18 protein-coding genes are annotated in these 25,500 nt (G+C 37.2%); 13 read left to right on the top strand and 5 right to left on the bottom strand.

Annotation, left to right across the window (positions count from 1 at the left end; all coding sequences use genetic code 11):
* Position 1: 1 nt before the first annotated feature.
* The 4 genes from sprA (at position 2) to VIX88_RS05675 (ending at position 9,213) form a co-directional block, all read left to right on the top strand.
* Entirely contained in the window at positions 2–7,030 is a 7,029-nt protein-coding gene (sprA, locus tag VIX88_RS05660; protein WP_214194137.1) for a cell surface protein SprA, read from the top strand.
* A 105-nt stretch (positions 7,031–7,135) separates the two neighbouring features.
* Entirely contained in the window at positions 7,136–7,579 is a 444-nt protein-coding gene (locus VIX88_RS05665) for a 6-pyruvoyl trahydropterin synthase family protein (protein ID WP_013446927.1), read from the top strand.
* Positions 7,580–7,606: 27 nt separating this feature from the next.
* Positions 7,607–8,374 carry a UDP-2,3-diacylglucosamine diphosphatase gene (locus VIX88_RS05670; protein ID WP_004918105.1) on the top strand — a complete coding sequence of 256 codons (768 nt, stop codon included), beginning with the start codon at positions 7,607–7,609 and terminating at the stop codon, positions 8,372–8,374.
* Positions 8,371–9,213: an alpha/beta fold hydrolase gene (locus tag VIX88_RS05675; protein ID WP_004918107.1), complete on the top strand. Its 843-nt coding sequence runs from the start codon at positions 8,371–8,373 to the stop codon at positions 9,211–9,213. The genes VIX88_RS05670 and VIX88_RS05675 overlap by 4 nt, the downstream gene beginning before the upstream one ends.
* Positions 9,214–9,268: 55 nt before the next feature.
* On the opposite strand, the gene VIX88_RS05680 is transcribed toward VIX88_RS05675, so the two are convergent.
* Both VIX88_RS05680 and bcp read right to left on the bottom strand, forming a co-directional pair.
* Entirely contained in the window at positions 9,269–11,383 is a 2,115-nt protein-coding gene (locus tag VIX88_RS05680; RefSeq protein ID WP_154212492.1) for a prolyl oligopeptidase family serine peptidase, read from the bottom strand.
* Between the two features lie 14 nt (positions 11,384–11,397).
* Entirely contained in the window at positions 11,398–11,847 is a 450-nt protein-coding gene (bcp, locus tag VIX88_RS05685; RefSeq protein WP_103079649.1) for a thioredoxin-dependent thiol peroxidase, read from the bottom strand.
* Positions 11,848–11,879: 32 nt separating this feature from the next.
* Here bcp and nth point away from each other — a divergent pair, with 32 nt between their 5' ends.
* Positions 11,880–12,500 carry an endonuclease III gene (gene nth / locus VIX88_RS05690; RefSeq protein WP_064969915.1) on the top strand — a complete coding sequence of 207 codons (621 nt, stop codon included), beginning with the start codon at positions 11,880–11,882 and terminating at the stop codon, positions 12,498–12,500.
* A 55-nt stretch (positions 12,501–12,555) separates the two neighbouring features.
* Here the strand turns inward: nth and VIX88_RS05695 are convergent, their stop codons facing one another.
* Positions 12,556–14,070, bottom strand: a complete 1,515-nt coding sequence (locus tag VIX88_RS05695) for a GH3 auxin-responsive promoter family protein (protein WP_237190429.1) — start codon at positions 14,068–14,070, stop codon at positions 12,556–12,558.
* A gap of 159 nt (positions 14,071–14,229) precedes the next feature.
* On the opposite strand from VIX88_RS05695, the gene gltX reads away from it, so the two are divergent.
* Positions 14,230–15,741 (top strand): glutamate--tRNA ligase, encoded by a 1,512-nt coding sequence (gene gltX, locus VIX88_RS05700; protein WP_064969919.1) that lies wholly within the window; start codon positions 14,230–14,232, stop codon positions 15,739–15,741.
* A gap of 53 nt (positions 15,742–15,794) precedes the next feature.
* Entirely contained in the window at positions 15,795–16,751 is a 957-nt protein-coding gene (locus VIX88_RS05705; RefSeq protein WP_064969922.1) for an acetyl-CoA carboxylase carboxyltransferase subunit alpha, read from the top strand.
* A gap of 43 nt (positions 16,752–16,794) precedes the next feature.
* On the opposite strand, the gene VIX88_RS05710 is transcribed toward VIX88_RS05705, so the two are convergent.
* Positions 16,795–17,373 (bottom strand): DUF6759 domain-containing protein, encoded by a 579-nt coding sequence (locus tag VIX88_RS05710; RefSeq protein WP_127919950.1) that lies wholly within the window; start codon positions 17,371–17,373, stop codon positions 16,795–16,797.
* A 150-nt stretch (positions 17,374–17,523) separates the two neighbouring features.
* On the opposite strand from VIX88_RS05710, the gene tsf reads away from it, so the two are divergent.
* Positions 17,524–18,492: a translation elongation factor Ts gene (gene tsf / locus VIX88_RS05715; protein WP_064969926.1), complete on the top strand. Its 969-nt coding sequence runs from the start codon at positions 17,524–17,526 to the stop codon at positions 18,490–18,492.
* Positions 18,493–18,569: 77 nt separating this feature from the next.
* On the opposite strand, the gene VIX88_RS05720 is transcribed toward tsf, so the two are convergent.
* Complete coding sequence (locus tag VIX88_RS05720) at positions 18,570–19,535, bottom strand: ROK family protein (RefSeq protein WP_014937574.1); 966 nt, start codon at positions 19,533–19,535, stop codon at positions 18,570–18,572.
* Positions 19,536–20,158: 623 nt separating this feature from the next.
* Here VIX88_RS05720 and VIX88_RS05725 point away from each other — a divergent pair.
* The 5 genes from VIX88_RS05725 to VIX88_RS05745 all read left to right on the top strand — a co-directional run bounded on the left by VIX88_RS05725 (position 20,159) and on the right by VIX88_RS05745 (position 25,448).
* Positions 20,159–20,542 carry an HU family DNA-binding protein gene (locus tag VIX88_RS05725; protein ID WP_052911831.1) on the top strand — a complete coding sequence of 128 codons (384 nt, stop codon included), beginning with the start codon at positions 20,159–20,161 and terminating at the stop codon, positions 20,540–20,542.
* A 139-nt stretch (positions 20,543–20,681) separates the two neighbouring features.
* Positions 20,682–22,502 (top strand): hypothetical protein, encoded by a 1,821-nt coding sequence (locus tag VIX88_RS05730; RefSeq protein ID WP_153926378.1) that lies wholly within the window; start codon positions 20,682–20,684, stop codon positions 22,500–22,502.
* A gap of 99 nt (positions 22,503–22,601) precedes the next feature.
* Complete coding sequence (locus VIX88_RS05735; RefSeq protein WP_014937578.1) at positions 22,602–22,766, top strand: hypothetical protein; 165 nt, start codon at positions 22,602–22,604, stop codon at positions 22,764–22,766.
* A gap of 138 nt (positions 22,767–22,904) precedes the next feature.
* Positions 22,905–23,273 (top strand): hypothetical protein, encoded by a 369-nt coding sequence (locus VIX88_RS05740; RefSeq protein ID WP_014937579.1) that lies wholly within the window; start codon positions 22,905–22,907, stop codon positions 23,271–23,273.
* Between the two features lie 123 nt (positions 23,274–23,396).
* Positions 23,397–25,448, top strand: a complete 2,052-nt coding sequence (locus VIX88_RS05745) for a TonB-dependent receptor (protein ID WP_014937580.1) — start codon at positions 23,397–23,399, stop codon at positions 25,446–25,448.
* Positions 25,449–25,500 lie beyond the last annotated feature (52 nt).

The raw sequence follows: 25,500 nt of genomic DNA on the forward strand, positions 1-25,500 counted from the left end.
AGTGAAGCCACATCATCATAATTACACCATACATAAATTATTATGGGTTTTAGGGTTTGTATTTTTTAGTAACCTTACCTACTCCCAAACAGAAAAAGACACTCCAAATTCTCAACCTCAACTTAGTCTTCCAAATCCTGTTCGATATGAGGCTTTTTACGATGTAAAAGAAGGCGTTTATTTCCTTTATCCTAAGATAGGAAACGTGGTTACAGGCACACCTATCGTAATGACTCCTTCGGAATATGGTGCTTATGTAAAATCTATTGGACTAAGAAATTACTACCAAGAAAAATCACTCCAATACGATTTGGCTAATAATCTAAAAGAGCCAAAAGATGCAGAGAAAAAAAGACTTCTTCCTAGCATCAACATAAAGAACAAATTATTTGAAACTATTTTTGGAGGTAATAAAATAGAGCTTATCCCACAGGGGTTTGCTTCTTTTGATTTAGGTGGACTTTACCAAAGAATTGACAACCCGCTTATTTTACCACAAAACAGAAAGAATTTTGCATTTAATATTCAGCAGAGAATCCAGTTAGGCATACTCGGTAAGGTGGGCGAAAACTTACAACTAAAAGCCAACTACGACACCCAAAGTGGTTTCGCTTTTGAAAATAGACTTAATCTAGCATGGCGTGCAAAGGGTACTTGGAAAGACCTGCAATCCAAAACATTAGGAGAAAGCAAAAGAACAGGTGAGGATAAAATCATCAAGAATGTAGAATTTGGTAATGTTAATATGCCTCTATCTACCAGTCTTATGCGAGGCTCACAATCGTTATTTGGTTTAAAAACTGAATTTCAGTTGGGTAAAACTTATGGTACATTAGTTCTTTCTCAACAACAAGGTGAAGCAAGAACTGTAGTGGCACAAGGTGGAGGTGTACTCAATACCTTTAAAATAAATGCCATAGACTACGAAGACAATCAGCATTATTATTTAGGGCAATATTTCTTCCAAAACTACGACAATGCCTTAGCGAATTATCCTCAAATCAATTCCAAAATCAATATTACGCGTATAGAAGTTTGGGTTCTTGACCAAACAGCGAGTAACCTACAAAATCAAAAAAGTATAGTAGCTGTAAGAGATTTAGGGGAAGGTTCTGCACAATATCCAAATAACACACAAAACAATCTCTACCAAAGCATTAGTGCTTTAGTTGGTATCAGAGATGCTAATACAGCTTATTCTACTATCAATCAGCAATCGTTTCCGAACGCTTCAGGTACTCCTGAAACTTATACCGATGGAGAGCAATTTATCTTTAACCGAAGAGCAAGAAGACTTAATCAAAACGAGTTCACATTTCACCCACAGCTAGGATATATATCATTAAACCAAAGACTTACCGACAATCAACTCTTAGCAGTATCTTACTCTTACACCGTTAATGGTTCTAACCAAGTTTACAAAGTGGGAGAATTTTCAGAGGAAAGTTCGGTTCTTGTAACCAAATTACTAAAGCCTAATGTTTTAGTAAAAACCACTTCTCCTATGTGGAACTTGATGATGAAAAACATCTATAGCCTTAATGCTAATGGGGTAACTTCGGACAAGTTCTTCCTCAATGTGTATTATAGAGACCCTAAAAATGGTAAAGTTAACTATCTACCTAATACACCCGTACAAGATATCAACCTTTTAAAACTCCTAAACTGGGATAGACTTAATCTCAATAATGATTTACAATCTAACGGAAGTACTTTAGGAGACGGTTTATTTGACTTTGTCAATGGGATTACCATAGACCCAGCCAATGGAAAACTTATCTTTACCAAAGCTCAGCCTTTTGGTAATTTTATGGCAAGTACCTTAGGTAGTAACGACCCTCAATTTGTATTCTCGGAGCTTTACCAACAACAAAAGCAAGTAGCTACACAAAGTCCTCTAGCACAAAGATATACCATAGAAGGACGCTACCAAGGCGGACAAGGACAAGGCATTTCTCTAGGTGCAATAAATGTACCTAAAGGCTCCGTGCGAGTAACTGCCAACGGAGCTCAACTTACAGAGGGAGTGGACTATACCGTAGATTATATGCTAGGGCAAGTAACTATCATCAACGAAGCTCTTAAACAATCTGGACAAGCCATCAATATCTCTTTAGAAAACCAAATGACCTTTAATACCCAAAGACGAAGATTTTGGGGATTGAATTTGGAAAGAAAAATCAGTGATAAATTTATCATTGGAGCTACTGCGATGAATTATGCCGAAAGACCTCTTACCCAAAAAGTTCAGATGGGGCAAGAAGCAGTTAATAACACAATGTTGGGTATGAATGTTATGTATAATAACGAGTTACCTTTCCTTACAAGGCTTACCGATAAGATTCCGCTCATCAATACCGAAGCACCATCTCACCTTAATTTTAAAGCAGAAGCAGCGTATCTTATCCCAGGACAAAATAAGGACATTAACGACCAAGCCTATGTAGATGATTTTGACCAAACCACCTCAAAAATATCACTGAAAGAACCTGCTCTTTGGGCTTTAGCATCTAAACCAGAGAAAAACCCTAATGATATTATATTCAAAAACTCAGCATTAGACAATGATGTTAAAAATGGATACGGTAGAGGGCTATTATCTTGGTATTACATAGACCCTAGATTCTACGGTGTAGGAGGTAAAGCCCCTAATGGCATCACTGCTGATGCGTTGTCTAACCACGCCTCACGCCGTGTGAGAATGAACGAACTTTACAACAGCAGAGATTTTGTTGCTGGTGACCAAACCTATACCAATACCTTAGATATTACCTACTACCCTACCGAAAGAGGGCCATACAATCTAAACTCAGCCAACGAGTCTACTGCGGAAAGATGGGCTGGTATGATGAGACCTATCTCTGTGTCTAACTTTACCAATGCCAATATTGAATACGTTGAATTTTGGCTAATGGATCCTTACGCTGATGGAAAAATGCTGGGTACTAATCCTAAATTATTACTACACTTAGGAAATGTTTCCGAAGATATACTGAAAGACGGTAAACTGCAATACGAAAACGGATTGCCTACTCCAGAAACCCCTGCAAGAACCTCCGAAAGCAGCTGGGGGACTCAGCCAGAACAACAGCCTGTTCTATATGCCTTCTCATCAGAAGGGGCTAATAGAACGGCACAAGATGTAGGTTATGATGGTTTAGATAATGTTCAGGAAGCCACCAAATTTGGCACAACTTTTATCAATCCTGTGACTAATCTTACCGACCCTGCCGCAGACGACTTCGTGTTTTACCTTTCTACACAATTCCAAGGTGCTTTAGCCTCTTCGGTAGTAGAGCGTTATAGATATTTCCGAAACCCAGACGGAAACTCCAAAGCCAACTCAATGGAGGTAGCCTCTCAAATACCCGATGCAGAAGACCTCAATGGCGATTTTAATCTAGATCAAAGCGAAAGTTATAACCAATACACCATCAATTTAGATAAAGCTAATTTAGTTTTAGGAAAAAACTTTATCGTAGATGAAAAGGAAACCGAAGCCAAGTTCCAAAATGGACAAACTAGTAGAAGTAAATGGTTTTTATTCCGTATTCCTGTTAAACAGTTTGATGCTGATGCTGGGGAAGCTAGTGATGCTATCCTAAATAATGTAAGGTTTGCGAGAATGATTTTTAAAGGGTTTGACGAAACCTCAACACTAAGATTTGGTACTTTTGATTTAGTAAGATCAGACTGGAGAAAATTCACTAAAAACATTGCAGTTATCAACGAATCTGAGGAAGGCAACTACAACATAGATAACTCTAACTTTGATGTAGGAAGTGTTAATTTAGAAGAAAACTCAAAAGGTACTCCACCTTATGTTATTCCTCCTGGCATAAACAGGCAGGTACTAAGTGGAACTACTGGAGCACAAAGACAAAATGAGGCTTCTCTTTACTTAAAGGCAACCAATCTTTCTAAAACATCACACGCTTCTAGAGGAGTGTTTAAGAATGTAGCGTTGGATATGCGTCGTTACGAAAAATTAGAACTTTTTGTACACGCCGAAGACCTTAAAGATGTTACCTCTAACAGGCTAGACCGGAACGCCAAGTTCTTTATCCGTCTAGGAAGTGATGCCATAGACAACTATTACGAATACGAGTCTTCACTAAAATACACCGCTAAAAACGCAACCTCTCCACTAGACATTTGGCCAACTGAGAACACGATTAACTTTAATCTAAAAGAATTCATCAATGCCAAACTAAGAAGAGAAACCGCAGGGATAAGTCTAGACCAAAGATATAAAGACCAAGAGTATGGTGATAGCCACAGAGCTATATTTACCAAAGGGCGCCCTAGTTTGGGTAACATTTCTACCATCGTGATTGGGGTAAGAAATACAGGTTCTGATTCTAAAGATTTAGTACTTTGGGTAAACGAAATTCGTCTTTCTGGAATAGAAAACAAAGGAGGCTATGCAGCCAATGCTAACCTCAATTTTAACTTAGGAGATTTTGCTAATGTAAATGCCAACGCTGCTATCTCTACCATAGGATTTGGTTCTATAGACCAAAAACCTACCGAAAGACAGCAAACACAAAACACCGCATTTTCCATCAACACGACAGTAAATGTGGATAAATTCCTTCCTGAAAAAGCAGGAATGAAAATCCCTGTTAACTACTCTTACACCCAAACTATTGAGGATCCTAAGTACAACCCACTTAATGACGATGTCCTCTTTAATGAAGATCCTAAAAAAGACCAACTTAAACAAGTGGTGAGAACTTACACTCAGCAAAGAAGTTTTGGCGTGGTGAATATGAGAAAAGAAAGGGTAAACTCCGAGAAGAAGCCTAAGTTCTACGATGTAGAGAACTTAGCTCTTACCGCTGTTTATCACGACGACTATTACAGAGACATCTACACCAAGAAAAACTACCGACAAAACTTAAAGGCTTATATAGACTACAACTATAACTTTAAACCTTGGGTAATAAAACCGTTCAACAAAGTTATAAGTGATACTGCCAAGATAGTTCCTTATGTAAAATGGATTAAAGAGTTCAATATCAACCCTATCCCAACTCGTTTTTCTTTCAGAACAGAACTAGATAGAAATTATAGCGAACTAGAGTTTAGAAATATTGAAGCCCTACTTAATGGGAATAGTTCTCAAAACTTTGATGTTCTTAAAAACAGAAATTTCTTCTTTGGTTGGCAGTATAACCTAGGATTTAATTTCACTAAGTCTTTCAAAGCCGAAATATTCTCTGCCACTAGAACTCTTAACGATGACTGGGCAGTAAATACTATGGACACCAGATCTATCTTCCAAAATCCGTTTAAAGTGGGACGACCTGTACTCTATAACCACAGAATACAGTTTAATTACCGTTTGTCTTTTGAGCACTTCCCTTACCTAGATTTTGTGAATGCGGAGCTGGGCTATGGGTTGCAATACAACTGGAATGCAAGGTCTACCGTCCTCCTCAATAGTGCGAGTGGAAACTTAGGAAATGTAGCTCAAAACACCAATAATAAGGTAGCCACTGCTTCGTTGGATATTCCTCTGTTATTAGGAAAATTTAAATACTTTAGAAAGTTAGACTCTATCCGACAAGGAAGAAACAGAGAAATAGACTCGCTTAATCAGGTTTATGAAAAGGCTTTTGCTAATGAAAATAGCCGTAAGAGATTTAAGTTTAAGTCTTATAGATTTAAAAATCAATTATCTTTAACTCAGAAAGTAATGTCGGCTTTAACTTCCATTAAGCAAGCTAACCTTAATTTTAATGAAAATAACGGAACCGTACTTCCTGGGATACTTTCAGAACCGAACTTTTTCGGTATAGGACGAAGAGGATTTGGAGGTCCTACCAGTGGTTTCCTACTAGGCTCTCAGGCTGACATTAGAAGACTTGCCGTAGAAAATAACTGGGTTACTCAGTCAGAGTATCTTAACGACCCTTATACCCAAATGAGCAATAGAAATGTTACGGCTAATATCGTTATAGAGCCTATAAAGAATTTGAGGGTAGATGTTAACTTCCTTCAAACTTATAATAAAATGCTCACTCACGGCGGATTTAATATAGACTTAGATGGCAATCGTGCCAATGGTATACAATTCTCTTTTGCTAACGAGATGATAAGCTACTCTAACACAGAGTTCCTAATAGGTACTACTCTAAAAAATAGCACAGACATCTTTAACGATATTAAAGCTAGAGCTAGAGAGTTTTCTAGACTTAATAGTGGTAACTTGACAACTGACGGTTTCGTGGAAGGCTACAGTATTGCCAACACTTATGTTTTGGTTCCTGCATTCCGCTCTGCGTTATCAGGGAAATCAGTTTCTATGAAAAACCCTACTCGCCCTAACTTCCCGTTACCTAACTGGCGACTTACTTACTCTGGGCTTAGAAACATTCCTTTTATCAACAGTCAGTTTGAGAAGTTTGATATACAGCATGCCTATACTTCTACCTATACAGCCACAGGAATACAGTCTAATATAGATTATTATAACAACCCTAATGCTCTAGATGTAAGAGGTAATAAACTGAATCCTTATGTATTTTCTCAAGCTATGTTTGTAGAAGAGTTTGCTCCTTTTGTAGGTGCTGATGTTACCATGAGAAACCACATGCAGTTTAGAGCTCACTACAACAGAAACAGAATGTTTTTACTAGGCTTAGTAAACCAAACCTTAACCGAAGATTCTGGCTCTGAGTATGTGCTTGGTTTTGGATACATCTTAAAAGATTTAAAACTAAAACTAAGATATAAAGGTAAATCAAAAGATATTAAGAGCGACCTTAATGTTCGTGCCGATTTCTCGTTGAGAGATAACAAGACATCTATCATCAATATCTTAAAAGATGATGCCCAAGTAACGGGAGGACAGCGTTTGCTAGGCATTAAAGTATCTGCGGATTACAATATGTCTCAAAACTTTAACATTCGTTTCTTCTACGACCAACTGATGACGAAGTACAAAATCTCCACAGCATTCCCACTATCTACTGTTAGAGCAGGGTTATCAGCCACATTTACCTTTGGAGGAAACGGAATGTAATACTTTTATGTCAACAATCACTAAAGCTCCAAAAGGTATAAACCTTATTGGAGCTTTTTTATTAGCAATAAAACCACATCACCGATTATTTAGTATCTTTGCCACATGATTAGAATTACTAAGATTTTTTCATTTGAAACCGCTCATGTCCTTTACAACTACGATGGCAAGTGCAAGAATATGCACGGGCATTCGTACAAACTATTTGTTACCGTAAAGGGGGTCCCTATCAATGATTTAGACCACCCTAAAAACGGAATGGTAGTAGATTTTGGGGATATTAAAAAGATTGTGAAAGAAGAAATTGTAGATGTGTGGGACCACGCCGTCTTGCTCAATGCCAACTCACCACATATCAGCTTAGGGAAAGAGTTAGAAGAAAAAGGACACAAAGTAATATTCTGCAACTACCAGCCGACTTGCGAAAATATGCTTTACGACATTGCCGCTAAAATCAAAAACAGGCTCCCCGAGTCTGTGCAACTAGCCTATCTAAAACTCCACGAAACAGAAAACTCCTACGGAGAATGGTTGGCAGAGGAGAATTAGTCTTTTAAAACAGATGTTACCAACGCTATGACGATTACATTAGAAGACAGAAAAAAAATCTACTTCGCCTCTGACCAGCACTTCGGAGCCCCCACTCTAGAAGCCAGTAAACTTAGAGAACAAAAGTTTGTGCAATGGCTAGAAGACATTCGGAAAGATGCCCAAGTGCTGTTCCTTATGGGAGACTTGTTTGATTTTTGGCACGAGTGGCAGTTTGTAGTTCCTAGAGGCTTCGTGAGGGTGCTTGGTAAATTAGCCGAACTTAAAGACCAAGGCATAGACATCTACTTTTTTGTAGGTAACCACGACCTATGGATGAAAGACTACTTTGAGAAAGAACTCGGAATACCCGTTTTTTTTGAAAAAAGATACGCCACCATCAATGGCAAAAGGTTTCTCCTCGCCCACGGCGATGGTTTAGGTCCTGGCGATAAGGGCTACAAAAGAATGAAAAAGGTATTTACCAACCCTCTAGCTCAGTGGTTGTTCAAGTGGATTCACCCCGATATTTCAATGAAGCTTGCCCTGTACCTTTCTCAGAAAAACAAAATGATAAGTGGCGAAGAAGACAAAGAATTTTTGGGTGAAGACCGAGAGTTTTTAGTACGCTATTCCAAAGAAAAACTAAAGGCGGAGCATATAGACTATTTCGTATTTGGGCATAGACACCTCCCGATGATTTTGGAGGTGGGAGCAGGAGCCTCTTATGTTAATCTAGGCGATTGGATTTCTTACTATTCTTATGGTGTTTTTGATGGGACTCAATTTCAGCTTAAATACCTAAGCAACTTATGAGTGAATTCACCCTTACCACTTCCGATGGCTACCCTCTTGCGGTAAGCCTCTTTAAACCAGAAGCAGAGAATACGAATGGTAAATTATTACTCATCAATTCAGCAACAGGAGTAAAACAATATGTCTATTACAGTTTTGCCAAATACCTAATGTCAAAAGGCTACACGGTAATCACTTATGATTATAGAGGCATCGCATCTTCTAAGCCCACTAAAATGAAAGGCTTTAAAGCCAGTATGAGGCTATGGGGAACCGAAGACTATAAAACATTAACCAACTACATCAAAACACATTTTCCTCATTACGAGAAATATATTATGGGACATTCCGTAGGAGCTTTGATTACAGGAATGAACCCAGACACTAATCTTTTTAAAAAGATAATATTTATAGGAGCTCAAGACGCTTATGTAAAACACTTAGATTCTAAAACTAGATGGGCTGCTTACCTAGGTTTTGGTATATTGCAACCTCTACTTACCGAAATGTTAGGGTATTTCCCTGCCTCTATTCTTGGCCTAGGAGAATCTCTTCCAAAGGGTGTAGCTTACGATTGGAGAAGGCTTATTCTTAACAAAAAATCTACTCTTAAACTCCTAGAGATGTCTTATGACTATACAGAGCACCTTCATCAGGATACTTTGGTTCTCTATGCCGATGATGACAACTGGCTCACAGAAAAAGGCGTTAAAAGTTTAATGAACACTTATCATAATCTGAAAGCAAAATATCATATCATAAAATCTGAACTTTCTCCTAAAAACGATATTGGACACATCAACTTTTTTAGAAGTTACAACGCTCCACTATGGCACATTGTGGAAGATTACTTGAAATAAAAATCCAACACAATTATCGTGTTGGATTTTTATTTTGAAGGCGTTGTATTACATCTTACTTTTTAAGATTTCTAATGCCCATTTCATAAAGAGCAAAGCTCATTAAGTCGGCATTTTCGCCTATCACTTGGTCGGTAGAACGCCCCGCTCCGTGTCCTGCATTCATTTCTATTCTAACAAGTGCTGGGTTAGAACAGGTCTGTTTTTCTTGCAATTCCGCTCCAAACTTAAACGAGTGTGCAGGGACTACTCTATCGTCGTGGTCGCTAGTAATAATCATAGTAGAAGGGTAGCAAACGCCTTTCTTAACATTGTGTACAGGAGAGTAAGATTTTAGATATTCAAACATCGCTTTGCTATCTTGTGCCGTACCGTAATCATACGCCCACCCTGCTCCTGCAGTAAAGGTGTGATACCTCAACATATCCAAAACGCCCACACCAGGGAAAGCCACTTTAGCAAGGTCAGGACGCATCGTCATTGTAGCACCCACAAGCAGACCTCCGTTAGAACGCCCAGAAAGTGCCATAAATTCAGGAGAGGTATAACCTTTAGATTGTAAGTATTCTCCAGCTGCTATAAAATCATTAAATACATTTTTCTTTTTCATTTTAGTTCCTGCGTTGTGCCATTTTTTACCATACTCACCACCACCTCTAATGTTAGGCACTGCGTAGATGCCTCCGTTTTCCATCCATACCGCATTTGCTACAGAAAAGGCAGGTTTTAGACTCACATTAAAACCTCCATAAGAATAAAGAATGGTAGGGTTTTTACCATCTAGCTTAATACCTTTCTTATAGTTGATAGTCATTGGAACTTTAGTGCCATCTTTAGAAGTGTAGAACACTTGCTCCGAAACAAAATCATCTGGATTAAATTTAACCTTTGGCTTTTGATACACCGAAGAAGCTCCCGTTTCTACATTGAATTTATAAATCGTATTAGGTGTAATGTAGCTTGTGAAAGCATAGTACAATTCTTTTTCGGAATCTTTACCAGAGAAGCCTCCTGCAGTACCTTTACCTGGAAGAGTAATATCTCTTACCTTTTTTCCATCATAATCCATTTGTTGTACTAGAGTTACGGCATCTTTCATATAATTAGCAAAGATATAGCCTCCTCCCGTAGATACACTTAGTACATTTTCTGCTTCAGGAATGATATCCGTCCAAACGCTAGGTTTTTTAATATCAAATTTTACCAACCTCATATTTGGAGCACCTTTATCCGTAAGAGCATAGATAAAATCTCCTTTAGTATCTAACACATTAGTGTTATAGTCGTATCCTTGTTGAATAGGAACAAAATCTGTATTGTTCTTTAAATCTTTAATGTAAAGCTCGTTACCACTGGTTGCGTTAGCCGCAGAAAGGATAAGGTAACGCTGGTCTTCGGAAACTTCAGCACCGATATATCTTCTCTTAAAGTTTTCGCCACCTATGATAAGTTGGTCTTGAGACTGCTTAGTTCCTAACTTATGGAAATACACCTTGTGCATATCAGTCTTAGCAGAAAGTACACTTCCGTCTGGCTTATCATAGCTAGAATAGAAAAAACCTTCGTCTCCTAACCAAGAAATCCCACTAAATTTAACATCTACTAAAGTTTCGTCTATTTGTTTTTTAGTAATCGCATCTAAGATGATGATTTTGTTCCAATCGCTACCACCTTCCGAAATTTTATAAGCTACTAAATTACCTTTCTTATTAAACGAAATACCCGCTAGAGAAGTTGTCCCATCTTTAGAAAACTGATTAGGGTCTAAGAATACCTCTGTATTGTCATTCTTATCTTTTCTATACAATACTGATTGAGCTTGTAGCCCGTCATTTTTGTAAAAATAGGTATAATCACCCTCTTTAAAAGGAGCTGAAATTTTTTCGTAGTTCCACATATCTTTCAGTTGAGCTTTAATCTCATCACGGAAAGAGATTTGGTCTAGATAGTTCTGTGTAAAAGCCACTTGTCTCTTTACCCAATCTTTGGTATCCTCTGCACGGTCGTCCTCCAACCAACGGTAAGGGTCTTGTACTTGTGTACCAAAGTAAGTATCGGTATGATTCACTTTTTTAGTTTCAGGATAATTCATTTTAGCGGTTTTTTGTTGAGTGCTACAAGACACCAAAACCACAGCAGCCACTCCTAAATACAAATGTTTAAACTTCATAACTAATAATAAATTTAAGATTCTAATATTTGAGCCGAATGCTCCTTTGTTTTTACTTTATCTATAATCCTCGTACACACGCCATTTTCATCAAAAATAAAGGTGGTACGAACAATACCCATAAACTCTTTCCCCATAAACTTTTTAAGTTGCCATACCCCAAAAGCCTCTATGACTTGTCTTTCTTCATCGGCTAGAAGGTCGTAAGGGAAGTTAAATTTATCGTGAAATTTCTTTTGTTTTTCCACAGAATCGGCACTTACACCCAAAAGAGTATAGCCTTGTTTTTGTAGAGTCTCGTAGTTCTCGCTTAAGTTACACGCCTCTGCGGTACACCCCGGCGTATTGGCTTTAGGATAAAAGAAAACCACCAATTTTTTACCCTTAAAGTCTGATGCACTTACCCCTTTTCCGTCTTGATTTTTCACCGTAAAAGCAGGAAGGCTATCACCTATGTTTATCATAATGTTTATTTTTGTCCCAAATTTAGTTTAAAATGACCAAAAAACAAAGAGCCGAAATCATCATACAAGAGTTAGAACGCCTATATCCTGAGACGCCTATCCCTCTAGACCACAAAGACCCATACACCTTGCTAGTTGCCGTGGCTCTTTCGGCACAAACTACCGACAAGAAAGTAAATGAAGTAACCCCCCAACTATTTGCCGTAGCAGACACTCCTTTCAAAATGAAAGAGTTGGAAGTTGATGAAATTAAAAATCTAATTAAAGAAATAGGTCTTTCAAACACTAAAGCTAAAAACCTTAAAGCGATGGCAGAGCTATTGGTAGAACGACACCAAGGCATAGTTCCCCAATCTTTTGAAGAGTTGGAAGCCTTACCTGGTGTGGGACACAAGACGGCTTCGGTAGTGATGAGCCAAGCCTTTGGCGTTCCTGCTTTTCCTGTGGATACCCATATCCATAGACTGATGACTCAATGGAAACTCACTTCTGGAAAAAATGTAACCGAAACCGAAAAAGATGCTAAAAAGATTTTCCCAAAAGACAAATGGAATAGCTTACATCTGCAAATTATTTTTTATGGTAGAGAATATTCTCCCGCTAGAGGTAAAGGCGATAAAGATTTTATTACCAAAATGCTTTTTGAAAAGTAAAAGAATTACTTTATCAAAAATTTGGTTGCTTACCCTTAATTAAAATTTAACAATATTATCTATTTAGTTCAAGAATAGGGTCTATATATTCCCTATCGTTACTTAAACGAGGAACTTTGTTTTGTCCGCCTAGTTTCCCTCTACTTTCCAACCAATCATAAAATAAGTTAGCTCTAGCGATATGAATCACAGGTTTTTTTAGTGTCATATCATTATAACGCTTGGCTTCGTAGTCGGAATTGATGGATTTTAAAGTTTCATCAAACACTTTTTCAAAAGTTGTCATATCATTAGGAACTTGGCTGAACTCTATAACCCACTCGTGAGCTCCACTTTCACTTCCCTTCATAAAGATAGGAGCAGCGGTATAATCGGTAATCTTAGCGGCGGTTGCTTCACACGCTTTTTGTAAAGCCATTTCGGCATTATCAATCATCAATTCTTCTCCAAAAGCGTTGATGTAATGCTTGGTTCTGCCTGATATTTTGATGCGATAAGGATCGGTGCTGGTAAATCTCACGGTGTCGCCTATTAAGTAACGCCAAAGCCCACCATTAGTGGTAATTACTACGGCATAGTTTTTACCTACTTCCACCTCTTCCAGCGGAATTGCTTTAAGATTGGTCTCGGAAAAATGTTCCATAGGAATAAATTCGTAGAAAATCCCATAATCTAGCATTAGTAACATTTCATCACTATCAGACCTATCCTGAATACCGAAAAATCCTTCGGAAGCATTGTAAATTTCGTAATAATTAATGTCTTTACCAATGAGCTCCTTGTATTGTTCTCTATAAGGCTTAAAGCTAATTCCTCCGTGGAAAAACACTTCTAAATTAGGCCAAAGTTCAGAGATGGAACCTTTGCCTGTTTTTTTCAAGATGCGTTGCAATAGCACCATCATCCAGCTAGGTACTCCTGTAAGGCTTCCCACATCTTCTTGCCTTACTTCGGATACGATGGCTTTCAGTTTAGTTTCCCACTCAGACATCAGTGAGGTTTTTTTGCTAGGCGTGGTGGTAATTTCTACCCAAAAAGGCAAATTTTCTATTAAAATCGCCGATAAATCTCCAAACTTAGTATTAAAATCCTCATATAGCTCCGAGCTTCCTCCCAGTCTTAAATTTTTATATTGAAATAAAGTATTCTCTGGGTGGTTGTTAGCGTAGATAGACACTAAGTCTTTCCCTGCTTTGAAGTGGCAATCCTCTAGACTTTCATCAGAAATAGGGATAAATTTACTTTTGGCATTAGTGGTTCCAGAAGACTTTGCGAATTTTCTAATGTAGCCATTCCATATCACATTTTTTTCGCCTTTTCTTGCCCTTTCTATATAAGGCTCAAAATCTTCATAGGTTACAATTGGAACTTGATTACAAAAGTCCTGATAGCTAGAAATATTTTTAAACCCATATTCTTTTCCATACACTGTTTCTTCAGCTCTGAAGAGTTGCGAAAAAAGAATACCCTTTTGCGTTTCTATAGGATGCTTAATAAAATTTTGTATCTGATCCATTCTTTGGCGAATGAACCAGTTTACCACTGTATTGAAGAGAACCTTTGTTGCCATACCGAGCAAAGATAATACTTTTTCTGTTTTGTTTGGGTATCATAAGAACCCACAAATATCAGTTTCATAAATTCTTTTTGTTCCAAAAAACTTCAATAATATTAGAAACTTGAGTTTACATTCTGTAAATTTGCTGTTTCAAAAAAGAATTATCAAAATATGGAAAAAGTACGCGTTCGTTTTGCACCAAGTCCTACAGGAGCTTTACATTTGGGAGGTGTAAGAACGGCATTATACGACTATTTGTTTGCAAAACATCATGGAGGCGATTTTGTCCTTAGAATAGAAGATACCGACTCTGCTAGATATGTAGAAGGTGCTGAAGAATACATTATGGAGGCATTAGAATGGTGTGGTATCGTCCCTGATGAAAGCCCTAAACATGGTGGACCTTATGCTCCATACAGACAGTCGGAACGAAGAGCTATCTATGACCAATATACTGACCAAATATTAAAAACAGATTATGCTTACATCGCTTTTGACACTCCAGAAGAGTTAGATGCTATCCGAAAAGAGTTTGAAAGCAGAGGCGAAGTTTTTGCGTACAATTACAGAACTCGTGGCAGATTGAGAAATAGCATCAGCCTTCCTAAAGAAGAGGTAGAGCAACTACTTGCGGAAAAAACACCTTATGTGGCAAGGTTTAAAATGCCTGTGGACAGAATTGTAAGTCTTAAAGATATTATCAGAGGGGATTTCAGCGTAAATACCAACGACTTAGACGACAAAGTTTTAGTTAAAAATGATGGAATGCCAACCTATCATTTCGCTAATATTATTGATGACCACGAAATGAAAATTACCCATGTGATTAGAGGGGAAGAATGGTTACCGTCTATGGCGTTACATGTACTCTTATATGAAGCTATGGGTTGGGACGCTCCCGAATTCGCTCATTTATCATTGATATTAAAACCAGAAGGTAAAGGTAAACTAAGCAAAAGAGATGGAGCTAAGTTTGGTTTCCCTGTTTTCCCATTAGATTTCCAAGACCCTGAAAGTGGAGAAATATGGAAAGGTTACAGAGAATCTGGCTATTTCCCAGAGGCATTTGTAAATATGGTGGCTCTTCTCGGTTGGACTCCAGCAGACGACAAAGAAATTTTATCTATGGAAGAGATGGTTCAAGAGTTTGACCTTTACAAAGTACACAAGGCGGGTGCTAGATTTAGTTTAGACAAAGCCAAGTGGTTTAACCATCAGTATCTACAACAAAAGTCTAACAACCAGCTTTTGGAAGAATTAAAACAAATAGAAAATGTTAATTCTAAACAAATTTCTGACGAGGTACTGCTGAAAATAGTTTCTCTAATGAAAGAAAGAGCCACTTTTGTAAAGGATATCTACGAGGAAGGAAAGTTCTTTTTTGAAGCTCCTCAATCTTTTGATGAGAAAGCCGTTAAAAAAGCTTGGAAGGAAGATACTCACGGAGTAATGGCTACTCTAACAACTGTACTAGAAGCTATTTCTTTTGATGCAGAAACCATCAAAAATGCCATTCACGATTTTGCAACAGAACATTCTTTAGGTATGGGTAAAGTAATGATGCCTTTGCGTTTGGCACTCGTTGGTGAATTAAAAGGTCCTGATGTGCCTGATTTAATGGAAATCATTGGCAAAGAAGAAAGCCTTAACAGATTAAAAAAGGCGTTGGAGGTTTTAAAGTAAAATCTCTTTTATTAAAAAATTATTAAATTTGAACGGTAAATTATCTCATCAATATGGAATATTTAGATTTTGAAACCCCTATAAAAGAACTCATGGAGCAGTACGAAAAGTGCTCTCTAGTAGGCGAAGAAAGTGGCGTGGATATGAAAACGGCGTGTAGCCAAATAGAAGATAAAATCAACAAGAAAAAGAAGGAGATATACGGTAATCTTACGCCTTGGCAAAGGGTACAGTTGTCTCGTCACCCTAACCGACCTTATACTTTAGATTATATTAAAGGAATTGCAGATGAAGGTAGCTTTGTGGAAATGCACGGTGATAGAAACTTCGCAGATGATACAGCTATGGTGGGTGGTTTAGCCAAAATTGAAGGGCAATCTGTAATGTTTATAGGAACTCAAAAAGGGCGAACTACCAAAGAAAGACAACACAGAAGATTCGGAATGAGTAACCCTGAAGGTTACCGAAAAGCTCTTAGACTAATGAAATTAGCAGAGAAATTTAATATTCCTGTGGTTACTTTTATAGATACACCAGGGGCCTATCCTGGACTAGAAGCTGAAGAAAGAGGTCAAGGCGAGGCTATTGCAAGAAACATCTACGAAATGTGCCAACTTAAAACCCCTATTTTCTGCTATGTAATTGGCGAAGGTGCTAGTGGTGGTGCTTTAGGTATAGGTGTTGGCAACAAGGTTTATATGATGGAGAACTCTTGGTACTCCGTAATTTCTCCTGAAAACTGTTCTGCTATATTATGGAGAAATTGGGAGCATAAAGAAGAGGCCGCCTCTACTATGAAACTAACAGCACAAGACTCTCTCAAAGAAAAAATTATAGACGGTATTATAGAAGAACCTCTAGGAGGAGCTCACTACGACCCAAGTGTAGCTTACCAAAATGTAAAAAACTCTATCTTAAATAACATCAAAGCCTTTAAGAAATTCTCGGCTAAAGAGTTAGAATCTCAAAGACAAGATAAATTTATTTCAATGGGTAGATTTAAAGGGTAACAAAAAAAGAGGTTGTTTTTATCAACCTCTTTTTTATTTATATTTAGTTCCCTAGAACCATTTCCATATCGTCAGTTACCTTTTTAGAAGTGCTGAACTGAGCATTGCATATTGTAGAAGAAAACTGGTAAGTCCCTTTTTGCAACAAAGTCGCATTTCTACCTGAAGCTGGAATATTTAGTTCCAATGTCTTTTTACCATCACTAATTTTAAGAATAATTGGACATTTGGACTTATTTCTTACAGAAAAATAAGCCTCATTTTCGTTAGGTGTATCGCCTAAAAGATGGTTAATCATATCAGCAGCTTTCTCATTTTCTGTCTTAGAAGAATTATTTTTAATACTACTAGTTGTCTTAGATGATGATTTTTTTTCTACCACTACTGGAGTAGATGCTGTTTTCTTTTTAGAATCATTTGAGGTATTACCATTAAGGATATTATAAAGTTTAGCCTTAAATTTAGGCGTATCAGGATGGTCTGGATTATACTTTATAAAATTAGCAATTACCTTAATATCATCAGAAGCCTCCACCTGTTGCGGCGTATATTTTGATTGTGCATTTACCCATAAAACCGTACTAAAAAGTAGTCCATACACCATTAGGATTTTAAATTTCATTCTCATCTCTCTTATAATTTAAACTCTTTACTCGTTATCTAAAACAACGCAAAAACTCTATTTTTAGTTTATGCTAAAATTATTATCTTTGCACGGGTTTATTTAGAGACCCAAATATAGAGATAAAAAATAACTAAAAATATTATTATTATGTATTCACCAGCTGCAGCAGATGTTGCAAAACTAAGAAACACTACAGGGGCAGGAATAATGGACTGCAAAAAAGCTTTAGTAGAAGCTGAAGGAGATTTTGATAAAGCAATAGAAATCCTTAGAAAAAAAGGACAAAAAGTAGCTGCTAATAGAGCTGACAGAGAGTCTGCAGAAGGAGCTGTTATTGCTAAAGTAAATGCAGACAACACTGCAGGTGCTATTATCGCTCTTAATTGTGAGACTGACTTCGTAGCTAAAAACGAAGATTTCGTAGCACTAGCTCACAAATTAGCTGAACAAGCAATTAACTACTCTAGCAAAGAAGAGTTTTTAGCTTCTGACTTCGGAGGAATGACCGTAGCTGATAAACTTATCGAACAAACTGGGGTTATCGGAGAGAAAATTGAAATCGGTGCGTTTGAAACTATCAAAGGAGCTTATCTAGGAGCTTATATCCACGTAGGAAATAAAATCGCTGCTATTACAGCTCTTTCTAAAAACTTCGACCAAGCGGCAGATTTAGCTAAAGATGTATCTATGCAGGTAGCTTCTATGGGAGCTGAAACGCTTTCTTACAAAGATTTTGATCCAGCTTACATCGCTAGCGAAACTGAAGCTCGTATTGCTGTAATACAAAAAGAAAACGAAGAGTTAATTCGTTTAGGTAAGCCGTTAAAGAATGTACCTAAATACATCTCTTATGCACAACTTACTGAAGAAGTTCTAAAACAAGCTGAAGAAGATGCTAAAGCAGAACTAAAAGCAGAAGGCAAGCCTGAGCAAATTTGGGATAAAATTATTCCTGGTAAAATCCAAAAATTCATCAGTGATAACACAACTCTAGACCAAGAGAAAGCATTATTAGACCAAAACTTCATTAAAGATGATAGCAAAAAAGTAGCTGAATATGTGAAGTCTTTCGGTGATGATGTAGAAATCGTAGGATTTAGAAGAGTTAGCCTATAATTATAAAATTCAAATAAAAAAAGAAGAACCCAATTGGTTCTTCTTTTTTTATTTATATCACTTTGTAGATAATTATTTTACTTTTCCCAAACTAGAGAACTAGCGCCTAATATCGCTGCATCTGCTTCGTCTAGTTCACTAAAAACTAATTTTACTTTTCCTCTAAATATAGGTAACAAGTTTCTCTCCATATGCAGCCTTGTTGGTTTTAGAATGAAATCTCCCGCCTTTATAACGCCACCAAATAATAAAATAGCCTCTGGAGAAGAGAACATAACAAAATTAGCCAATGCTTCCCCTAATTTTTGACCAGTATATCTAAAGACCTCTACTGCCGTAGGGTCTCCTTCCAAAGCACACTCGTGTACTGTTTTAGCGTTAATCTGTTCCTCTGGATAGTTATTAAGCATAGATTCTGGAAACTCTGCCCTCATCTTTTTAGCTGTTATCGCAATGCCTGTTGCAGAAGCATAAGCCTCTAAACTCCCTTCCGAGCCTGTACTCCAGTGCTTTCTTCCTCCAGGTTTCACTATGGTATGCCCTAGCTCCCCCGCAAAACCGTCGTGACCATACACCAACTGACCATTAGCAATAACTCCACTCCCAACACCTGTACCTAGAGTTATCATTATAAAATCTTTCATTCCTCTTGCGGCCCCAAACATCATTTCTCCATAAGCCGCTGCATTGGCATCATTAGTTACCTTACACGGTACCCCAAATTTCGCAGTAATTTTCTCTGCTAGAGGCACTATTCCTTTCCATTTGAGGTTAGGTGCATTTTCTATAGTACCTTTATAATAGTTACCGTTAGGAGCTCCTATGCCTATACCTTCTAATTGGCTTTTAGCATCGTGTTGTTCTAATATAGGTTCTATTTCTTTATAGAGTGTGTTTATAAAATCATCTATATCATCATAGTCTGTCTTTATCCTGCCTTTTCCTAAAATTTCCCCTCTGTGGTTCACCAAACCAAACTTAGTGTTGGTACCTCCTATATCTATTCCTAAAGCCATACGGCTAGACAAATCCGAAACTGTCATACTTTATATTTTTAGGAGGATAAAAGTACAATTTTATTTTTTTACTGACAATGAAATACAACTTCTATTTGTATATTAAAAAAAAAGATGATATGTTTGCCCCAGTTTATGCAGTACACTATCAACCACATACAAGAAAATGTAAAAAAGTTACAAAATTATTTGGCTGTTCCAAATAATTTTGTAAACACACACACACACACACACACACACAGTTGCGTGCGTACGCGTATTATACCACTTTTTATCTAAATTTTTATCGTTAATTATAAATGTTCCGCCAATTTTTGTTGGGGGCTTTTTTCGTTTATCCTATTCTAATTTTAGTTTTCATCAATATTTGCTAAAAGCACCATTGTTTTGTCTTACAACTTGGTCGTTCTTGTTGGGTGCTTTTAGCGTTCAGAAAGGTAGCCTTTGCTGTCTTTCTGTCTTAGCCTTTCCTCTCGTTTTGTGTGTGTTGAGAGGGGAAAGGCATTTTTTAGGACTAGAAGTTAGATGTGAGATATTAGAACTTAGTATTACCTCAACTCTTAAGTCTAATATCCAATACCTAACACTCAACATTCAGAATCTAACATCTGAAATCCAATATCTAAAATCTAAACCTTAAATACTAGATTATGTCAATTAAGTACAAAACCATTCAGAAAGCCCAGCCAGGTGTGGCGGGCGGAGGCGACAAAAAATTCTATGCATCGCCTGTGTATCAAGGAGAGAAAACTCTAGAAGGTCTTACCAAAGACATCGAGAAAATTTCCACCGTAAGTGGGGCAGACATCAGAGCGGTGCTTTATGCACTCGTAGATGTGATGCAAAATTCACTTTCAGACGGACAGATTGTAAGGCTAGGCGAACTCGGCAGTATGAGAGTGAGCCTTAGCAGTGAGGGCAAAGCCAAAGAGGAGGAAGTAACTTCGGCAGCAGTAAAGTCAGCAAAGGTGCTGTTTACCCCAGGTTCTGACCTTAAAAAGATGCTGCAAACGCTGAAGTTTGAAAAAGCCTAGCTACCCACAAAAAATTTCCTAGCTAGGGAATAGTAATTCTCAAGCTAGGAAATTCTAAACGCCACGCTAGGGAATTTTAACCCAAAGAATAACAAAGAAAAAATTAAACGAAATCATTAACAACTTTAAAATAAATTTTATGAAAACAAAGACTACAAAATTAAGTATATTCGCCTTTTTAGGTTTAGGGTTAGCAGCTTATGGGCAAAGTGGTAAGGTAGGTATTAACACTGGTAAACCTGCAGCTACACTAGAGGTACAACCTACTTCTACTAACTTAGCTGGAACTACTAACGAGGGGTTCATCGCTCCAAAACTTTCTAAAACGCGTATTGCTGCTATTGCTAGCCCTGTAGAAGGAACTTTGGTGTATGCCACAGACGAAGCCGACAGTAAAATTTCGGATTATACAGGTACAGATACCAAAGTAGCCAAAATCACAGAAAAAGGCTACTACTATTATAATGGCACAGAGTGGGTAAAGAGTGCCGCAGGAACTTATAGCGAGATTTGGAAGGAGAATAAGTTTATGGACGGAAGTATTCTTAGAAGCGAGGTTATACTCCCATTCTTAGATTCGGAGGGGGAGAAAAGAAATGGGATAACCGCTTCTTTCCAATCTCCAGATAAACTGAATGAGCTTGGTTTTTCACTATCGGCTTATGGGATAGGAATGAAAAGGTATCATAATGGGGTTACCCCTACAGCACTCGTTTTAGAAAAGTCAAGAGGCACAATAGATAACCCTACCGCTATACAAAGTAATGATGGAATAGGTCAAATACACTTTAGAGTAGGAGACCCTACGAGTTCTTTTTCGGGAAATAGAGATGCTTCATTTTTCAGAACAACGGTATTAGAGTATAATGATTTGAATTCGTTTTCATCTGAATTAGCTTGGGGAGTTAGACGAACAACAGACTCTAAACCCTATTTTGCGATGTTCCTCTCTCCTGATGCAGGGCTTGGAGTAGGTAATAAAGCTACTGATGAACGCCTTTTGGTAAGAGGAACTCCTGTTCATCAAAACATTGTTAAATTTAAGTCTGCCACCAATAATGATGCTTTTTGGATTACTAACCAGTCACATACTTACACCCGTGCATTTACAGCATTAGGAGAAGGGGCAGTAGGCTCTGTAATCAATATTCAAAACGATTCTAAAACAGGTACTACACAAGCCAACAGATGGATGTGGTTTAACGCCTACGACACTACCCCAGCCGACCCTGTATCTGGATACAGAGAGGGGTTGCAGTTATGGTCTTACAATACGGATAATTCTGCTCCAAGTTCAGGACCTAAACTCATTATTAAGGACAACGGAAATGTAGGGATAGGAGGTGCTTACGCTTATAAAACAAATCCTGATATTGATGAGAAACTAGTAGTAGGTGGCTCTATTAAATCTACCGCATTAGCAGGTAATGGGCTTAAAAGTGTGATGGCAGATGAAAATGGTAAACTGGTAGTAGGGACTTCTGCAACGGCTCTAGGCTTATGGGCTAACGATGCTAATAATAATTTAGCTAGATTGGCTACTACTTCTGATGGCACTACTGCTAGGACTAATGATAACCGCGTTACCATAGCAGACGACGGAGCGGTTACAGCTAAAAGTTTTATGGGATATAGCGGAGCTACCATCTTCCCAGACTATGTGTTCCAAAAGTATTATACAGGTACTTCTAGCCTCAAAGCAGATTATAGCTTTAAAACGCTTAGCCAAGTAGAAAACTTTGTAAAGACCAATGGGCATTTGCCAGGATATTTGTCAGCTTCTAAAATCAAAGAGCAAGGTTATATAGACCTTATGGCTACCCAGCTTACCAATGTAGAAAAGATAGAAGAACTCTACTTACACTTATTAGAAAAAGACAAAGAGGTAAAGGCACTAAAAGCTAAAAATGAGGAACTAGAAACTCGTTTGCAAAAATTAGAAACTTTACTAAACCAGTAGCCTCGCTACTCTACCACAACCAAACACTCGTTCGCTATAAGAACGAGTGTTTTTTATCTTAATCATTGTATTTTCACAACCTAAATAACAAACAACAAAATGTACCTCATCGTATTTTTAGGACTAGGTCTATCTGTCTATGCCCAAAGCGGTAAAATCTACGGACACACTGACAGCGGTGGTCCTAGCCACTTGTACAAAGTAGAACCCACCACTGGGAATATTACCAAAACTATCATAATTATAAGACGCCACCAATGTTGATTGAGAAGATATTACCCCAAGATGATACCCACTTCTTTGTGGCAGATGTCGGTAACAATACTAATATACCACTGATAAAAAAGTAAACCGTACCTATACCCTCCCAAATGTATAAAAATTGTATCTTTGCGGGCAGGAATGTTAAAGAAGTATCCGTTTATCTACTTAATACTAATTTTTACACTCTCCACAAAAATTCTAATTTTCGGTGGAGAGTGGTCTTTGGATACCTATACTCATAACATTAGCAATCATCAAGAAAGAAATCAAGAAGACAACGAGTGCTTAAAAGGTATCATCTGCAATCATCACACTCATTTTAGTGCGCAGAAACATTACAAATCTTTTTTCTCTGCCTCTTACTTTGTTTTGCCTAAGCTGGTAAATATTCCCTCACTTCTGAAACATAAAAGGGAGAAAAAAATAGCAGATTATAGAAAGTGGCAGATAGTAAAATATACTTTCACTCATTCTAATAGAGGACCTCCTCATCTAAAACTATCTTAGTTATTACAATATGCTACCCTTTCTACAAAGGTAGCATCTATCGGTTTTAATCAAATTTTGTAAAACTTTGAATATAAACTACCATTATTTTGTGGTGGTTTGTATCATGGTAAATCACTACAAATGAATTTAGAAAAAATGAGAGGAATACTCCTTTTATGCTTCTTTTCGTGGGTAGTAGGCATTGCCCAAACCCCAAAAGAAAAAACAATAGATACGGTTAGTATCAGCGAAAATAGAAAACAAATAGTTCTAAACCCAATACAGAAAATAAAGGAGTATACAGGAAGTCATCTAGCCGAAATGTTAAAAAACACTCCTGGCGTTAGCATCGTACAAACTGGAGCTAATGTTTCTAAACCAATTATAGAAGGGCTATCTAGTAATCGTGTCTTGATACTACACAATGGTGTAAAATTATTAAATCAGGACTGGTCAGATCATCATGCACCAGAGGTAGATATTACAGCTTACCAAGATGTAAAAATTATAAAAGGGGCAAGGAGCGTTCGCTATGGTAGTGGAGCTTTAGGCGGCGTTATTCTATTATCCCCTAAACCTTTATCTTTTCATAATGGCTTGAATGGCTCCGTAAGTATTTCTGGAAACTCTAATGACGGGAAGTCTATTATCAATACCATTGTTAGGAGTTCTATAAAAAATACTTGGGCATGGCAAATACAACAGAGCTACCACTATTCTGGCGACTATAAAACAGCTAATTATTATGTGAACAATACAGGCTACCGACAACTTAATACTTTGGGAATGATAGGCTACAAAAAGGGCATCTTTTCTGGAACATTAAGTTTCAACCGATTTTATACCGAAATGGGTGTCTTTTATGGTTCATTAACAGGAAATATAGAAGAGTTTAGTCAAAAAATTAACGATAGCGCCCCCGAAAAAACCAGTGCTTTTGCTTACGATATCAATGCCCCTAAACAAAATACAACTCACCTTACACTAAAGTTTAATTCAAAATTAAATTTTGATACAGAAAATTTTGTAACTATTGATTACAGCTATCAAAACAACTACCGAAAAGAATTTGATGTTAGGCGACTAGACAGAACAAGTATTCCTACTCAACATCTTAATTTAGATTCACACTTAATTGAAAGTATATGGAATAAAACTTATTTCAAAAACCTAAAAGGAAGCATTGGACTACAATATCATTATCAAGAAAACACCAATATTCCAGGAACGGGCGTCCCTCCAACTATTCCTAATTATCTTCTTCATAATTATGCAGCTTTCTTTACTTCAGAATATTTTAAAAACTCTTGGAGAGCAGAATTGGGACTAAGATATGACTACCGCAAAACAAATGCACTAGGCTATAATTTTTTAGGAAACTTATACGGTAGTAAAAGAACTTTTTCTAACCTTTCATACAATCTATTGGTAGAAAAAAAGCTGGCTGAAAGATGGAACTATTCTTTAGATTTTGGTTTAGCGTGGAGAAGTCCAGAACCTTATGAAATGTATGTAAATGGCAAGCAACACGGTATCCCTATTTTTTATATTGGCAAAGAAGATTTAGAATCTGAAAAAGGATTTAAAATATCTCAAAAAATAGGCTACCTCCACAAAAATCTCAAAATTGATGTATCTACTTTTTTACAACCAATAAATGGATATATTTACAGTATCCCTAGTGGTAACTATAAATATCTTTTTTCTGGCCCCTCTATTATCTTCCAAATGGTTCAGAGTAATGCTTTTTTTAGAGGTGGGGACATTTCCCTAGACTGGAAAATATCATCTCATTTGCGTTATAAAACAAATGTATCTGTAGTCTATGCTAATGATGCCAAGACTAAAGACTATTTGCCAATGATTCCTCCTCTTACTCTTTACCAACAGTGGAAATGGCAAATACCCTCTAACCTACTCAATTATCTATACATTACTGCTGAACATCAATACGCCGCACAACAGAAAAGATACAATCCCAAACAAGATCTAATGCCACCTCCTAGTGCTTATCATACATTTGGATTTAATATTGCAACCGAATTCTACTACACCAAACAGAACACCTGTTTTGTAGCACTAGGCATTAGCAATCTTACCAACCAACAATATAAAAATTATACTGACCATTTTAGATATTTTGTTCATGCTAAAGGAATAGATTTCCAATTAAAAACCATTATTAATTTTTAACCATTTAATTTTTATTTTTTATGAAAAAGAAATTTTCATTCAACCATTTAGT

The sequence above is a fragment of the Riemerella anatipestifer genome (assembly GCF_035666175.1).
Taxonomy (GTDB): Bacteria; Bacteroidota; Bacteroidia; order Flavobacteriales; family Weeksellaceae; genus Riemerella; species Riemerella anatipestifer_D.